General features: G+C 53.1%; 16 protein-coding genes. All 16 read right to left on the bottom strand.

Features of this window, described 5'->3' with window-relative positions:
- Nucleotides 1-71: 71 nt before the first annotated feature.
- Nucleotides 72-2,219 (bottom strand): ferrous iron transport protein B, encoded by a 2,148-nt coding sequence (feoB, locus tag B2Y11_RS02560; protein ID WP_291055812.1) that lies wholly within the window; start codon nt 2,217-2,219, stop codon nt 72-74.
- Nucleotides 2,220-2,233: 14 nt separating this feature from the next.
- Nucleotides 2,234-2,455, bottom strand: coding sequence for a FeoA family protein (locus B2Y11_RS02555; protein WP_291055810.1), 222 nt, complete (start codon nt 2,453-2,455; stop codon nt 2,234-2,236).
- Between the two features lie 16 nt (nt 2,456-2,471).
- Nucleotides 2,472-2,684: a FeoA family protein gene (locus tag B2Y11_RS02550; protein WP_291055807.1), complete on the bottom strand. Its 213-nt coding sequence runs from the start codon at nt 2,682-2,684 to the stop codon at nt 2,472-2,474.
- Between the two features lie 392 nt (nt 2,685-3,076).
- On the bottom strand, nt 3,077-3,493 hold the full coding sequence (locus tag B2Y11_RS02545) for a flavodoxin domain-containing protein (RefSeq protein WP_291055804.1): 417 nt from the start codon (nt 3,491-3,493) through the stop codon (nt 3,077-3,079).
- Between the two features lie 12 nt (nt 3,494-3,505).
- On the bottom strand, nt 3,506-3,979 hold the full coding sequence (locus B2Y11_RS02540; RefSeq protein WP_291055800.1) for a dihydrofolate reductase: 474 nt from the start codon (nt 3,977-3,979) through the stop codon (nt 3,506-3,508).
- On the bottom strand, nt 3,976-4,770 hold the full coding sequence (locus B2Y11_RS02535; protein WP_291055797.1) for a thymidylate synthase: 795 nt from the start codon (nt 4,768-4,770) through the stop codon (nt 3,976-3,978). Before B2Y11_RS02535 ends, B2Y11_RS02540 begins: the two co-directional genes overlap by 4 nt.
- Nucleotides 4,771-5,196: 426 nt before the next feature.
- A complete protein-coding gene (gene recQ, locus B2Y11_RS02530) occupies nt 5,197-7,482 on the bottom strand; it encodes a DNA helicase RecQ (RefSeq protein WP_291055794.1) in 2,286 nt (761 codons plus the stop codon).
- Between the two features lie 235 nt (nt 7,483-7,717).
- A complete protein-coding gene (locus B2Y11_RS02525; protein ID WP_291055792.1) occupies nt 7,718-8,245 on the bottom strand; it encodes a hypothetical protein in 528 nt (175 codons plus the stop codon).
- A gap of 131 nt (nt 8,246-8,376) precedes the next feature.
- Complete coding sequence (jag, locus tag B2Y11_RS02520; protein WP_291055790.1) at nt 8,377-9,177, bottom strand: RNA-binding cell elongation regulator Jag/EloR; 801 nt, start codon at nt 9,175-9,177, stop codon at nt 8,377-8,379.
- Nucleotides 9,174-10,163, bottom strand: a complete 990-nt coding sequence (locus B2Y11_RS02515; RefSeq protein WP_374110746.1) for a YidC/Oxa1 family membrane protein insertase — start codon at nt 10,161-10,163, stop codon at nt 9,174-9,176. Before B2Y11_RS02515 ends, jag begins: the two co-directional genes overlap by 4 nt.
- A 184-nt stretch (nt 10,164-10,347) precedes the next feature.
- Nucleotides 10,348-10,557, bottom strand: coding sequence for a membrane protein insertion efficiency factor YidD (gene yidD / locus B2Y11_RS02510; protein WP_291055788.1), 210 nt, complete (start codon nt 10,555-10,557; stop codon nt 10,348-10,350).
- 1 nt (nt 10,558) lies between these two features.
- Nucleotides 10,559-10,936: a ribonuclease P protein component gene (rnpA, locus tag B2Y11_RS02505; protein ID WP_291055785.1), complete on the bottom strand. Its 378-nt coding sequence runs from the start codon at nt 10,934-10,936 to the stop codon at nt 10,559-10,561.
- A complete protein-coding gene (gene rpmH / locus B2Y11_RS02500; RefSeq protein ID WP_008860520.1) occupies nt 10,929-11,066 on the bottom strand; it encodes a 50S ribosomal protein L34 in 138 nt (45 codons plus the stop codon). Before rpmH ends, rnpA begins: the two co-directional genes overlap by 8 nt.
- Before the next feature lie 229 nt (nt 11,067-11,295).
- The gene (locus tag B2Y11_RS02495; RefSeq protein WP_291055774.1) at nt 11,296-12,153 is read right to left on the bottom strand and encodes a DMT family transporter; all 858 of its coding nucleotides are present in this window, start codon (nt 12,151-12,153) and stop codon (nt 11,296-11,298) included.
- 519 nt (nt 12,154-12,672) lie between these two features.
- Nucleotides 12,673-13,182 carry a flavodoxin family protein gene (locus tag B2Y11_RS02490; protein ID WP_291055771.1) on the bottom strand — a complete coding sequence of 170 codons (510 nt, stop codon included), beginning with the start codon at nt 13,180-13,182 and terminating at the stop codon, nt 12,673-12,675.
- 156 nt (nt 13,183-13,338) lie between these two features.
- Nucleotides 13,339-14,496: a DNA polymerase IV gene (locus B2Y11_RS02485; RefSeq protein WP_291055769.1), complete on the bottom strand. Its 1,158-nt coding sequence runs from the start codon at nt 14,494-14,496 to the stop codon at nt 13,339-13,341.
- Nucleotides 14,497-14,568: the final 72 nt, after the last annotated feature.

Genomic DNA, 14,568 nt, shown 5'->3' with positions numbered 1-14,568 from the left:
TCCTCGCATTGCATAAAAATTCAAAAATAAAAGCAAACAATGATTTAATCAGCGCTTCCCTTGTTTTGAATTCACACTTTGGCTCCGGCGCCTTCTGCTCTTTCTTCTTCCGCCTTCGGTGCCGGTCTAAAGATGAAGTAGAGGCCTGCCAGGCTAAGGGCAATGGAGAGGATCTGATAGATGCCGAAGTCAAAGCCGTAGAAGAGCCAGCCGCCCAGGTTGTAGGCGATGAAGGCCAGGGAATAGCCCAGGATGACCTGGAAGCCGATGGCCAGGGCTGCCCATTTCCTGTCTCCCATTTCCCTGGCAATGGTGGCCATGGCCACAATGCAAGGCGGGTCGAAGAGGTTCAGAATCATGTAGGAGAAGGCGGCAATGGGGGTGAACATACCGGAAATTCCGGCCATGACCACTTCATCTTCCGCTTCCTTGGCTACGCCGTTTAGTACGGCCAGGGTGCCGATGGCACTTTCTTTCGCCATTTCCGCCGTGATGACGGCCACGGCGCCTTTCCAGTCACCCAGTCCAAGAGGTGCGAAAATCCAGGAAATCATGTGTCCGAAGCCTGCCAGCATGGATTCTTCCATATCATCCACCATGTCCATGGTGATGTTGAAGGAGGAGAAGAACCAGATGATGACGCAGACCGCAAAGATGATGGTGCCGGCTTTGATAATGAAACCTTTCGCCCTTTCCCACATGTGGATGAGCACGCCCTTCATGGAAGGCATATGGTACGCCGGAAGTTCCATGACGAAGGGAGCCGGTTCTCCGGCAAAGGCGGAGGTCTTTTTCAGCGCAATGCCGGAAAGGACGATGACCGCAATGCCCAGGAAGTACATGGACGGCGCCATGAGGACGGAGTCCGGGAAGAAGGTGGAGGTAATCATGGCAATAATGACCGCCTTGGCGGAGCAGGGGATGAAGGTGCAGAGCATGATGGTCATGCGGCGGTCCCGCTGGTCCTCAATGGTTCTTGCCGCCATGACTGCCGGCACGCCGCAGCCGCTGCCCACCAGGATGGGGATGAAGGATTTTCCGGAAAGTCCGAATTTCCTGAAAATCCTGTCCATAATGAAGGCCACCCGGGCCATGTAGCCCGAGTCTTCCAACAGGGAGAGGAAGAAGAAAATGGCAAGAATCTGGGGCACGAAACCAAGCACCGTGCCTACGCCACCGATGATGCCGTCCACCACCAGGCTTTCCAGCCAGTCCGACGCTTCGATGGCCGTTAGCATATCCGATGCGGCGTCGGAAACGATGCCGCCGAAGAAATCATCATTCACCCAGTCCGTCACCGGTCCGCCGATGAGGGAGCAGGAAATGAAGTAAACCGCCGTCATAATGAGGAAGAAAATAGGCAGGGCCAGAATGCGGTTGGTCACCACACGGTCGATTTTGTCAGACAGGGTCATGGTATGGGCGGCGGTCTTCCTCTTCAGCACGGAGCCGATAACCTTTGCAATATAGGAATAGCGCTGGTTGATGATGATGGATTCGGAGTCGTCGTCCATTTCCTCTTCGCAGTCTTTAATGTGCCCTTCCAGATGGCTCACGGTTTTCGGGTCAAGCTGCAGGGCCGCTGTGGCATCTTCGTCCCGTTCAAAGACCTTGATGGCGTACCAGCGGAGGAAACGGTCCTCCACCTTCGGCGCAATGGTTTCTTCGATATGGGCAATGGCACGTTCCACACTGCCGGTGAAGACGGAGGGGAGGTGGACCCGCTTTTTCGCTCTGGCCGCTTCCACTGCCCTTTCAGCCGCTTCCATGCAGCCCTTCCCCTGGAGGGCGGAAATTTCAACCACTTCGCAGCCCAGGGCTTCCCCCATTTTTCTGACGTCAATGACATCCCCGTTCTTTTTCACCAGGTCCATCATGTTCACTGCCATCACCACAGGGAGACCGATTTCGATGAGCTGGGTGGACAGATAGAGATTTCTTTCCAGATTCGTGCCGTCGATGATATTTAAAATCACGTCGGGCTGTTCATTCACCAGGTAATTCCGGGCCACCTTTTCTTCCATGGTGTAGGGGGAAAGGGAATAAATTCCCGGCAGATCCTGGATAATGACATTCTTATGCTTTTTAAGGAGGCCGTCCTTCTTTTCCACCGTCACGCCGGGCCAGTTACCTACGTACTGGGAGCTGCCGGTGAGTTCGTTAAATAAAGTCGTTTTCCCGCAGTTCGGGTTGCCCGCCAGGGCAATTCTGATTGACATATACGATTTCCCCCTTACTCCACTTCAATGGCTTCCGCTTCATTTTTGCGGATAGACAGTTCATAACCCCGGACAGTGAGCTCCACCGGATCTCCCAAAGGAGCCACCTTACGCACGTACACTTCGGTGCCTTTGGTAATTCCCATATCCATAATGCGGCGGCGAAGAGGTCCTTCTCCATGAATCCTCTTCACTGTCACCTGCCCTCCTACGGGCACTTCCTTCAATGTTTTCATCTCAGATTTCCTTCTCTCAGTAAAATATCTTCCGGGCCATGGATTTATCCAGGGCCACCCGGCTTCCCTTCACCTGGACGATGAGGTTTCCGGCCATATGACTCACAATAAGCACCGGCGAATCCACCACAAAACCCAGTTCCGCCAGGTGCTGGCGCACATCGTCCCGTCCGGCAATGCGCCGGATGGTGACGGTGTCCCCCTCCTTTGCAAAAATAAGAGGCATCATATCCTCTTCCCCTTTCTATATAACTGATAACTGCTCTCGTTACTACGGCCCTATCATAAGCCTGCCATGCCTTATTAGTCAATAATACCAAATATTTTTTATATGGTATCCCGTATTTAAATATTTAAGCATGTATTCTCGAATTAGGATTTTATTAATTATAATTCTTATTAACTTTCAAATTTGAATCATTTAATCTAATAAATTCGATATTTAAAATTATCTTTTCGGACACTTTGAAATATAAATTCCTCAAAATATCCTTGAAATTACCGAAGATTTCAACCGGTACCCTTATGTGACCGTCAAAAGCGCATCCTGTCACCCGGCCCATGATTCTACCCCTTGGCAGGGCATCAAAAAAGCAGCGCCCCCAAAGCGCTGCTTCATTTTTATTTCCTGATGATTTTCCGTGCAAAGATTTCCGCGTCCAGCAGATCCTTTTTATCCGGATGGCCTCTGTGGAAGAAGAGGAACTTGCCATGGCAGTGGAAGGTTCGGGTGTCCATGGGAATCCCCTTTTCCGAAAGGAGCTTTCCTATTTCCTCATCGCTCTTCCCGCCGCCCAGCATGGCGGTACTGAAGAAGACAGCCTTTCCCACCTTAGACGCATCCAGGCTTTCCACGAATTCTTTCACATGGCTGTCAATGTGGCCTTTGTAAATGCCGCTTCCGATAAAAAGGAGATCCACCTTTTTATCCAGTCCCCTGTCCGTGGTTTCCGCCCGTTCTCCCGCTTCCCGGGCAATGGCCTTTGACACCTTTTCCGTGGCGCCGCCGCGGCTGTAATAGCGTACTGCAATTTTCATAGTATCCCTTCCTTACTTTCTTTTGTAGGTGCAGAAGTCATGGGGAATGTCCCCTTCTCCCGCCGTTTTTTCCGTGAGCTGCCACTCTTTTTCGTCAAAGGGCGGGAAGAAGGCGTCTCCCTCATAGTCTTTCATGACTTCCGTAATATAGAGGGTGTCTGCATGGGGCAGCATTTCCCTGTACATATGCTCGCCGCCGATGACAAAGTTCTCCCCCTCCGGCAGAGCGGCCAGCAGGTCTTCCACCGTGTGGAAAAGGAGCACCCCCTCCGGCGCTTTGTACTGCCTGTTTCCTGTAAGCACATAATGAGTCCTTCCGGGCAGCACCTTCGGCAGGCTTTCAAAGGTTTTCCGTCCCATGATGATGGGATGGCCCATGGTGAGGGCTTTGAACCTTTTCAAATCGTCGGACAGATGCCAGATGAGGCGGTTTTCATTTCCAATGACCCCGTTGGACGCCCGGGCCACAATGATAGAAAGGCTCATACGGACACCTCCATGGCAATCTTATCATGATGTTTGTAATTTTCCAGCACAATGTCTTCCGGCTGGAAATCATAGAAATCGTGAATTCCCGGATTCAGCACCAGCTTCGGCGCTTCATAGGCCTCAGGCAGCCGCTGCAGCTGCATCTGCAGCGCCTCCGCATGGTTTTCATAAATATGGGCATTATTGATGACATGGGTGAAGAGGCCGGGACGAAGGCCGCTTACCTGGGCAATCATATGGATGAGGGCGGCGTACTGGGCCATGTTGAAAGGGACGCCCAATCCCATGTCGCCGCTTCGCTGCACCAGCATGCAGTTCAGCCTGCCCTCATCGGACACATCCCACATGGTGAGGAAGGCGCAGGGATAAAGAGCCATGTCCGGCAGATCCCCTGCATTCCAGAGATCCACCACCATGCGGCGGCTCTGGGGATCCTTCTTCAGCGTTTCCAGAAGGGTGTCCACCTGGTGGTACTTGGCCAGCTGGTAGCCGTAGGCCTTGCCGATGGTGCCGTCTTCCCGCATCCATTCGTCCCAGATATGGCAGTTCCACTGCTGCAGCAGACGCACGTCGTTGGACTGCTTCTGCCAGATCCAGAGGATTTCCTTCACCGCCGTCTTAAATGCCACGAATTTCGTGGTGAGGATGGGAAATTCCTTTTCCAGGTCAAACTGCATGATCTGGTGGGGCAGCTTGTAGGCCGGCATGCCGGTACGGTTCTGCCCCAGCTTTCCCTTTTCCAGTATGTTCTTTACAATGCCAAGGTATTCTTTATCTGCAAGGCTCATGGTGTCTCCTTTTTTGATGGTTTCATTTGAGAAAAAATGCGGTGCATTCAAAAGTGCAGAAGGTTTATGGGGCTGCGGCCTGGGGGTGGTGGTATCGCCCATGGGGCCACTGCGTGGTCCCGGGTTCAGAGGGTTCAAAGGGTTCAGAAGGTTCAGAAGGTTCAGAGGGTGGTGGTATCGCCGCTCCGCGGCGATGAGTATATATGCCGCCTTTGGCGGCTTTATAAAATGGTGCCGGCAGGCACCCACCTCGCCAACGCAGTGGTACTATATAACTCCCTGGGCCGAAGGCCCTGAACCCGTCCGGGAGGCGTCAGCCGGTCCCGGACAGAACCTTTGGCGCTGAGGGCCACAGGCCCAATAGCGCCATCAACCCTCACGCCCGTAAGGGGCGGAGAGCCTTCGGGAATACCGCTGCCCGCCGCATTATCTCCCCTTGATTTTCTTATAGTTCTCCACGGCTTTCCGGAATTCCGCCGCCTCTGCCGGAGGAAGGGAGGAAAGGACATGGCTGTCGCCGCCGGAGAGGCGGCGGAGGTTTTCTTCGGAGAAGAAGTCTTCCGCCGGAAGGCCTGCTTTGTCCGCCAGCCGGTCCCTTGCCTTTTTCAGGAAAAGGAAGTAGGCTCCCTGGATAATATCACCGGAAACAGGCGCTTCAGCAGGGAGGCCCCTTCCTAAAATCTTCAGGAAGGGCACGCCGTAGGCTGCCGCCTTTTTGGAGCCGATGCCCCGGATACGCTTTAGTTCCTCCAGGGTGGAAGGCCGCTGGAGCACCATGGATTCCAGAATGTCATCGGAGAAAATGGACTTGGGCGCCTTATGGAATTCTCCTGCCATGCGGCGGCGGAGATCCTTCAGCTCATTCAAAAGAAGGCTGTCCTCTTCATTGTCCGTTTCCTCTTCCCTTTCTTCTTCCCCTTCCTCACCGCGAAGGACTTCCAGGAAGCGGGCGCCGTATTTTTCCAGCTTGAAGGCGCCTACGCCGTGCACCTTTCCCATGTCTTCCAATGTCTGGGGCTTCAGGACTGCCATGTCTTCCAGGGTGGCATCAGAAAATACCACGAAAGGCGGCACCTGTTCTTCCCGGGCAATGAAGGTGCGGAGGGTGCGGAGCTTTTCGAAAAGACCGCCCCGGCGGAGGGGATTCCTGTCGATTTTCCTTTCCACCGCCGCGTCTGCCATGGCGTCTTCCGCACCGAAGGCAAGCCCCATGACCGTTTCCTTTCCTGCCAGCACGTTCTTCGCTTTATCTGTGAGCTTCAGCACTGCATAGGGCTCCCCTTCCCGCCTCAGATATCCGTCGGCCAGGAAATTATTGAGAGCGCTCTTGAGATGGGTGACCTTCACGAAGGACAATTTCCCAAACGTAGGCGCCGTTTCCAGTTTCCTGTCCAAAATCATGCGGGAGTGGCTTCCGTGAAGCACATCTGCAATGACAGCGGTGCCGAAGCGCTCGTGAAGGGAGCGGATGGTGCGGAACACCAGGGAGGCGGTATCGGTAATGTCCACCTTCCCCTTCCCGCTTTCGCAGTTGCCGCAGTGGCCGCAGGGCTCCTGCACCTTTTCGCCGAAGTAGGCCAGGATGAAATTCCGAAGGCAGGATGTGGTCTGGCAGTAATCCACCATGGCATTCAGCCGGTGATAATCCATTTTCCGCTGGTCTTCATCCTGGTTTCCCTGTTCGATGAGATAGCGCTGGATGCCTGCATCCCTGCTGCTGTAGAGAAGGATGCATTCCGATTTCCCGCCGTCCCGGCCTGCCCTTCCTGCTTCCTGGTAGTAGGACTCCAGACTTTTGGGCATCTGGTAATGGATGACATAGCGCACATTGCTCTTGTCGATACCCATGCCGAAGGCATTGGTGGCCACCATGACTGTTACGTTATCAAAGGAGAAATCCTCCTGTGCCTTCCGCCGGGCTTCATCCTCCATGCCTGCATGGTAGCGGCCTGCGCTGATTCCCCGGCGCAGGAGCAGGCTGTACACCTGGTCCACCGCCTTTCTGGTGGCGCAGTAAATAATGCCGCTTTCCTTTTTATGGCTCTTCACATAGCGAAGGATGAAATCCTCCTTCCCCGCCCCCTGGATGACCCGAAAGGACAGGTTCGGCCGGTCAAGGCCTGTGCGGAACACCTGGGCCTTCTCCAGACCCAGGCTCTGCTTCATATCCGCCTCCACCACGGGAGTGGCAGTGGCCGTAAAGGCTGTCACCACCGGCCGGCGGGGCAGGGAATCGATGAAATCCTTGATTTTCCGGTAGGAGGGGCGGAAATCATGTCCCCACTGGGATACGCAGTGGGCCTCGTCGATGACGATCATGGAAAGAGGCACCTGGGCAAGGCACTGGGTGAAATAAGAGGGCTCCAGCTTTTCCGGCGCCATGTAAAGCAGCTTGATTTTCCCCCGGTACAGATTCCGGAGACGCTCGATGGACTCCTCGTAGGGAATGGTGCTGTTCACAAAGGAAGCCGGAATGCCCTGCTCCGTCAGGGACTCCACCTGATCCTTCATCAGGGAAATCAGAGGGGAAATAATCACCGTTCCGTAAGGAAAGAGAAGAGCCGGAATCTGAAAACAGATGGACTTGCCTGCGCCGGTAGGCATGATAGCCAATACATCTTTCCCCCCCGCAATCGTATCAATCACTTCTTTCTGCATGGGGCGGAATGCATCATAACCGAAATATTTTTTAAGCAATTCTGCAGGCGCCACAGTGTCTCCTCCTTCCTGTCAAAGTAGATATTTTTATTATATCATGTTCTCTCTCGTGAAGACTCTCAAAAAAATAAATGCCGCTGCCTTCCGGCAGCTGTTTTTCAACGCAAAAACAGTTGAAGATGCCCTATCACCCTAACTTTGAATAAGAAAAAAGCAGTAAACTGATTTGATTTACTGTTCCATGAATGGCTACTTTGTTTTTAAAATTTTAACAGCTTTAATGTCCAATTTATGCGCTTATTTTATTCCTTTGGAATTGTTCCATGTGCCTCCTGAAAGATTCCGATGCTTTTCTGTCAGCAATAATATTTACGCTCACCTGCTTATTTAATTTCTTCTCATGCCAGACACAACAAATCGGATTTCTGATGGTTACGGTTACTTTGGAGCAATCAAAGGGATACTTTCTAACCGTTACCTGCTCTATGTCTTCAAACCTGAATTTAAAATGTAATACGCTCTGTCCTCTGCTTCCATATGTGTAATATTTGACGGTATTGTTTTCATCAATTTCCAGCTTTACTCCGTTCAGGAAGAGATAACTTCCCATAAAAAAGATAAGAATTGGACCGTAAATCAGCACTGCTACAATAATCATTGTATCTGAAAAATCGCTTCCGTTGCTTATCAGATGCTTCAGTATTGATAGAACAATAAGAGATGAAGATACCATAGAAGGCCAGCCTATCGTATTGAAGCCGGATTTATGAGGATATGTCAAAATAAGCTTCGGTTCATCCGATTCTGCAGGCACCATAGTCTTCCCTCCTCCCTTTTGGAAATATGTTTTTATTATATCATGAAGAGCGGAAGTCACGGAAAAGTGAGTCCGCCCATAAAAAGACACAAAAAACATGGATGAATATCATCCATGTTTTTTGACCGATATCAGTCTTTCAGACGGATAACCACATAACGATGCGGCGCTTCGCCTTCGCTTTCCGTTGTCACGGCGCCGTCATTCTGCAGCGCCAGATGGATGATGCGGCGTTCGCCGGCAGCCATGGGTTCCAGTTTTACCGCTTCGCCGGTCCGTTTCACCTTGCCTGCCAGTCTTCTTGCCAGGGCTTCCAGGGTGTCCTTGCGCCGTTCCCTGTAGTTTTCCACGTCAAGAAGGACGAAGTAGTGGTGATGGAAGGCTTTGCCGGCAGCCAGGTTGGTAAGGTACTGGAGGGCGTCCAGTGTCTGGCCGTGCTTGCCGATGAGGATGCCAAGGCCTTCACCGTGGAGGTTCAGGAGAATCCGTTCTTCGTTCATCATGCATTCCATGGTGACGTCCAGGTGCATGCCCTTGAAAACGGAGGCCAGGAATTTCTTCGCTTCTTCAGCAGTTTTGTCCTGTTCTTCCTGTTTGAAAACGAATTTGTCCTTTGTTTCTTCCTTCGCCTTCTCTACGGCTTTCTCTTCCGGAGCCGGCGCCGGTTCTTCAGGCTTCTCTTCCGGTTTTGCTTCCTGGAGAGGTTCTGCCTTTTCTTCCGCCTTCGGTTCTTCTGCCGGTTCTTCCGGAATTTCTTCGTCAGGAGCAGAAATATCTACCACTGCCATTTTCTTGTGGATGAGTCCGAAAAGTCCGCTGGAGGGCTGTTCCACTACATGAACGACAGCTTCCTCGCGGCTGATGCCCAGCTGCTTTAAACCTTCTTCTACAGCTACCTCAATGGTTTTTGCGGTGATTCTCACTGTTCTCATTTCTTATCTTCAGCCTCCCCGGAATCCTTGGACTCTTTTGTATCGGAAGGTACTGCTTTGGCAGCGTCTTCCTTTGCAGGAGTATCTGCAGCGGTGGATTTCTTTTCTTCCTTTGCTTCGGAAGGCGCATCCTTTTCTGCAGAGGCTTCTTTATTTTCTTCGCTGTGCGCTTCTGGGTCGTCCGCTTTCTTCTTGACAACCTTCTTGATGACTCTCTTGCGAATCACCTTTTTCTTCTTCGTTTCCTTCAGCTGTTCCTGCTGCACGTCGCCGTGAACGGTGACTACCCCCTTCTTGGGAGCGGCGCCTTTGAAGCGGTCCACCATTTCTTCACGGAACATGATGGTCTGCTGCACCAGCTGGTACAGGTTCACCACGATCCAGTAGATAACCAGGCCGCTGGGGAAGTTCAGGGACATCCAGCCGATCATGAGGGGCATGACCAGAAGCATGGTTTTCTGGTTTCCCGGTGCGTCCTTCGGTGTGGTCTGCCAGGAAATCACAAAGGTGGAGGCAGCGGAAAGGATGGGCAGGATGTAGGTGCTGTCCGGTACGGCCAGACTTTCCAGCCACAGGAAACTTTCGTGGGCCGGGTCATAGGGAAATCCCTGGAGGGCATAGTAGATGGAAACCAGGAACGGCATCTGGATGAGAAGAGGGAGGCAGCCGGACATGGGGTTGGCCCCGTGTTCCTTGTAAAGTTTGCCCATTTCTTCCCGAAGTTTCTTCGGGTCGTTTTTATACTTCTTCTGCACCTGCTGCATCAATGGCTGGATTTCCTGCATAGCCTTCATGGATTTGATCTGTTTCACGGCCAGCGGAAGGAGCGCTGTCTTGATGATAATGGTCAGAACGATGATGGCAATCCCGTAGCTTGGGAATCCCAGGTCATCGGTCAGTTTGTAGGCATACTGCAGGCAGATACGCATAATGTCTGCAAGGAAGCCTACAAAATTGCTCAGAAGCGGAATCTGAAAATCACTCATTATTACTCCTTGTACGGTCTTCATTTCAACCGTTGAATCACGGACTTCTGCATTTCAAAGTCCGCTCGATTTCATGGGTGGCGGTTTTCCGCCTGCTTCATGTTATGGAAATGGAAAATACTGCCAAAAAAGTGCAGGAAATCCTGCCTTGGAAAATCATTGCTGTACAAAAAAAGCAGCCACTTCACCGCAAGGGATCATAGCCGCCTTTGCAAAATGGATTGCAGCGGATAATCCGTTTGACTGCGAGCCAGCTGCCTTTCAGGGCACCGTATTTTTCTATCGCCTGCAGGGCATATTCACTGCAGGTAGGTGTAAACCGGCAGCAGGGAGGCTTTAGTGGAGAAATGAACATTCTGTAAAAGCGGATAAGCGCCATGAGTACAGTTTTCATATCAATGCTCCAGAATCCCGGCCTTTCGCCATAATGCCAGTATGGCCTTTTCCGCTTCCTTGTAGCCGGCCCTCGTCAGAAACGAGCCTGCCAGAAGGACTGCTTCATAGTGGGGAGCCAGTTCATGCCGGTGGAGGCGGTAAACCTCCTTCATCAGTCGTTTGGCCCGATTGCGGGCAAAGGCATGACCAATTTTCTTCGTCACCACAAAGCCCATGCGGATCTCGCTTCTTCTGGATTTTACCAGGTAAAGAAGACCCGCCCGGTTGCTGAAACGTCTGCCCTGGCGATAAATTCTTCGGTAGTCCCTGTTCTGTCGTATACGGGAAGAGCGGGGAAGACTGAAATCCGCCTTTCCCTTCTCATCTAGATTAGGCACTTAATACCTTTCTGCCCTTTGCTCTTCTTCTCTTCAGAACAATACGGCCTGCTTTTGTTTTCATACGAGCGCGGAAACCGTGAGTCTGTTTTCTCCAGTGGTTGTTCGGCTGGAATGTCATTTTTGCCATGAGTAACACCTCCTTACATACTGGCAGTGCCATTTTTCGCACACCATAACAGAATAATTATATCCAAGTCGGTGGTGCCTGTCAATGAAATTTCCTTGACAAAATAGGTGGCACTGTTGAGGCACTGTTGAGGCACTACGGTGCTTACCTGTATTCCCGAAGGTTGACGCGCCCTTACGGGCGTGTCAACCTTCGGGAATACAGCTGCCCGCCGCTATTGTCTCTACCCCTAGCTCCTCCTTGTCTTCCACAGCAGCATGGCGCTTCCGAAGACGATGACTGCGCCTCCTGCCCAGGAGAAAAGCGTAAGCCTTTCTCCCCAGAGAAGCCAGCCTGCCAGGATGTGGAAGAGGATGCCCGTGTACATGGCGAAGGTAACAATCACCGGCGGGATATGGGTACATCCCCAGGTAAGAGCCACCTGGGCGAAGAGGGCGGAGAAGGACATGAAGAAAATCCATATCCAGTCCGTGCCGGAAGGAAGCACCATCTGTCCCACCATAAGGATGGCACCTCCTATCATGGAATACAACTGGAAATAGAAAACAATTTCCGCCCCCGAATGGCCTCCCTTTTCCGTAAGCCTGCCGATACAGGTATAGGCAGAGGCGGTGCAGAAGGAGGAAATCACGCCCAGAAGGGCGTACCTGTTAAAGGCTTCAAAATTCCATACCTGAAGCACCACGGCGGCGCCGGCGGCAATGGTGATGAGCCAGGGTACCACCTTCCCGGAGGGCGTGGTTTTAAGAAAAATGGGAGACAGAATGCACATGAAAAAGGCGGAGAGCTGCGCCAGGATTTCCGCATCCCCCAGCTTCAGCCCCGGCAGACTGTAGAAGAAAAGGAGAATGCCAAAGCCGCCGAAAAGGCCCCTGAGGTGAAGCAGGAGCCTGTCCTTTCCGGAAAATATGGGCTTTCCTTCATGGCGGGCGATAAGGGGAATGAAAAAGAGCCCCGCCATTCCGCGGATAAAGGTAATCTCTCCCATGCCCAGAGGGGCCAGTACTTTGGCGCTCACGTCCATGACGGTAAATAAAAAGGCCGCCAGTATGGAGGCGGTAATGCCCAGTGTCATTTGTCCTTTCATGTGGTTCCTATCTTTCTTAGCTAATGTCTCTTGGGGTAATGGCTCTTATCGGTGCTTACCTGTATTCCCGAAGGTTGACGCGGCTTCGCCGCGAGGGTTGATGGCGCTATCCGGCCTGCGGCCCTCAGCGCCAAGGGCTCTATCCGGGACCGGCTGGCGCCTCCCGGATGGGTTCAGGGCCTTCGGCCCAGGGAGTTATATAATACCGCTGCGCTGGCGAGGTACGGCGCCTGCGGCGCCAGTATACATGCCGCCTGCCGGCGGCGAAAGCCGCACTGCCGCGAAGCGGCATACAAAATGGCGCCCGCAGGGCGCTCACCTCCCCAGCGGAGCGATACTACATAACTCCCGAGGGCGCAAGCCCGGAGCCCGCCTGTAAGGCGAAGCCGATCACAGGCAGAACCCTGCCAGCCCAGGGCGTCAGCCCGGCGGCTGGCTCAACCCTCGCCCGCGTCAGCGAGCGTCAACCTTCGGGAATACAGCTTAGCGCCGCTATTGTGGCACTGTAGCACTACCGCCTCAGCATCCCGCTTTTTTCACCATATCCAGCGCCCAGGCAGCGGCATTCCTGAAATCTTCCTCATTGGGATGCTTTTCCGCTTCCTCCAGACGCTTCAGTCTGTCCGGCGTCATGGGATGGACCTTCTGGGCATGTTCGCTCCGCTTTCCGATGTGGAAGGAGTGAACCCGTCCCTGGCAGATGAAGGTGCCAAGGCAGGTGGAGTCCTCCGGAAGGAGAGCAGCGGCATTAGCCAGATAGTCCCTGGCTGCGGCGGAGTCGGGATAGGTGCCGGCAGTACCGTAGATGGCCACCTTTTTATTATGAAGGGAAGCAAGGGTTCTCCTTGCCGCCATATCGGCGCCCCGGCGGAAGCCCCAGAAGCCCACGAATATCACATCATAGCCGGACGTATCCTTTTCCCGCCCCTCTTCTACTATATCCTTTTCTCCAGGAAGGGCATCATAAATGGCCTGTGCCACTGCCTTTGTATTTCCTGTACGGGATGACCATAAAACTAAAGATTTCATAGCAGTTCCTCCTCTGCTTCAAAAAAATATTTTCCCTTTCTCAATCATACTCAATGCAGGGGATTCCTGTCAAAGGCCCATGGGCTATGGATGGGAGATAAGTGGGCCGGTGGAATAGTGGGACAGTGGTAAGCGGTAAGCCGATAGCCGACGGCCTTATTTCTTCTCTTCCAGCCAGAATCCTTTCTGCAGAGCTTTTCTGCCGAAGCGGGCCTGGATTTCGTCCATGGCTGCGGCGGCCCGGTTTCTTTTGTCCCGGTTTTCAGAAAAGAGAGAGGCCATGGAGAGGGGCGGCCCCAGGCGGGAGGCGGTGACGCCGATGAGCCGCACCCCTTCAGTGAGGGGGATTTTCCGAAGGAGCTCTGCCGCATAGCCGTAGATTTCCTCCTGGAGACTGGTGCCTTCTTCAAAGGAAAGGGAACGGGTTACGGTACGGAAGGAGGCGAACCGGATTTTCAATGTCACCGTGCGGGCGGTAAGGTTATGTTTCCTGAGCCTCTGGGCCACCACGTCGCTGTGGATGGCGATTTCCCGGTCAATCACCGAAGGATCGGATATGTCCATTTCATAGGTGGATTCATCGCCGATGGATTTGATTTCCCGCTCCGCCTCCACCGGCCTGTCGTCCACGCCAAAGGAAAGGCGCTTTAAGACAGCGCCCTGGTTTCCCAGAATGGCCGCCAGGTCTTCCATGGATGCATCCTGGATATTTCCTATGGTCTTAAAGCCTGCCTTCACCAGCCGGCTTTCGGTCACTTTTCCCACGCCCCAAAGGCGGCGCACCGGCAGGGGCCTGAGGATTTCCTTTTCTTTTCCGTAGGGAATGATGAAAAGGCCGTCGGGCTTATCCATGTCGCTGGCCATTTTGGCCAGAAATTTATTGGGCGCAATGCCCACCGACGCCACCAGACGGGTTTTCTCCAGGATTTCCTTCTTGATGGCCCGCCCGATGGCCCCCAGGGTGGGGTACTGGCTTCCCATGGCGGAAATGTCCAGAAAGGCTTCGTCCAGTGAAATAGGCTCGTAGGCATCGGCGTAATGAAGCATGATTGCATGGATTTCATCGGACGTTTCCTTGTATACGGAAAACCGGGGTTCTGCGAAAATGCCGAAGGGGCAGCGCTCCCGAGCCTTGGAAACGGGCATGGCGGAGTGGACGCCGTACTTCCTTGCTTCGTAGGAGGCGGTGGCCACCACGCCCCGGCGGCTCTTCCCGCCTACAATGACAGGCTTTCCCTTCCATTCATCATGATCCCGCTGTTCCACGGAAGCAAAGAATGCATCCATATCCACATGCATAATCCAGCGTCTCATGGTGTCACCCCCTTTTCTTCATCATAAGGAAAGTGAAATCATCCGTCAAGGGAAGCGCTGATTCAATCACTG

Source organism: Dialister sp. UBA1703, assembly GCA_002320515.1.
Taxonomy (GTDB): domain Bacteria; phylum Bacillota; class Negativicutes; order Veillonellales; family Dialisteraceae; genus Dialister.
This window is presented reverse-complemented; position numbering and strand designations above follow the sequence as displayed.

What these genes read in the sequence shown, in the direction of transcription:
- B2Y11_RS02490 (WP_291055771.1), bottom strand. Translation starts at nt 13,182, where the DNA reads ATGAAATCTTTAGTTTTATGGTCATCCCGTACAGGAAATACAAAGGCA.
- feoB (WP_291055812.1), bottom strand. Translation starts at nt 2,219, where the DNA reads ATGTCAATCAGAATTGCCCTGGCGGGCAACCCGAACTGCGGGAAAACG.
- B2Y11_RS02515 (WP_374110746.1), bottom strand. Translation starts at nt 10,163, where the DNA reads ATGAGTGATTTTCAGATTCCGCTTCTGAGCAATTTTGTAGGCTTCCTT.
- B2Y11_RS02495 (WP_291055774.1), bottom strand. Translation starts at nt 12,153, where the DNA reads ATGAAAGGACAAATGACACTGGGCATTACCGCCTCCATACTGGCGGCC.
- B2Y11_RS02555 (WP_291055810.1), bottom strand. Translation starts at nt 2,455, where the DNA reads ATGAAAACATTGAAGGAAGTGCCCGTAGGAGGGCAGGTGACAGTGAAG.
- B2Y11_RS02545 (WP_291055804.1), bottom strand. Translation starts at nt 3,493, where the DNA reads ATGAAAATTGCAGTACGCTATTACAGCCGCGGCGGCGCCACGGAAAAG.
- jag (WP_291055790.1), bottom strand. Translation starts at nt 9,177, where the DNA reads ATGAGAACAGTGAGAATCACCGCAAAAACCATTGAGGTAGCTGTAGAA.
- rpmH (WP_008860520.1), bottom strand. Translation starts at nt 11,066, where the DNA reads ATGGCAAAAATGACATTCCAGCCGAACAACCACTGGAGAAAACAGACT.
- B2Y11_RS02535 (WP_291055797.1), bottom strand. Translation starts at nt 4,770, where the DNA reads ATGAGCCTTGCAGATAAAGAATACCTTGGCATTGTAAAGAACATACTG.
- B2Y11_RS02485 (WP_291055769.1), bottom strand. Translation starts at nt 14,496, where the DNA reads ATGAGACGCTGGATTATGCATGTGGATATGGATGCATTCTTTGCTTCC.
- B2Y11_RS02550 (WP_291055807.1), bottom strand. Translation starts at nt 2,684, where the DNA reads ATGATGCCTCTTATTTTTGCAAAGGAGGGGGACACCGTCACCATCCGG.
- yidD (WP_291055788.1), bottom strand. Translation starts at nt 10,557, where the DNA reads ATGAAAACTGTACTCATGGCGCTTATCCGCTTTTACAGAATGTTCATT.
- B2Y11_RS02525 (WP_291055792.1), bottom strand. Translation starts at nt 8,245, where the DNA reads ATGGTGCCTGCAGAATCGGATGAACCGAAGCTTATTTTGACATATCCT.
- B2Y11_RS02540 (WP_291055800.1), bottom strand. Translation starts at nt 3,979, where the DNA reads ATGAGCCTTTCTATCATTGTGGCCCGGGCGTCCAACGGGGTCATTGGA.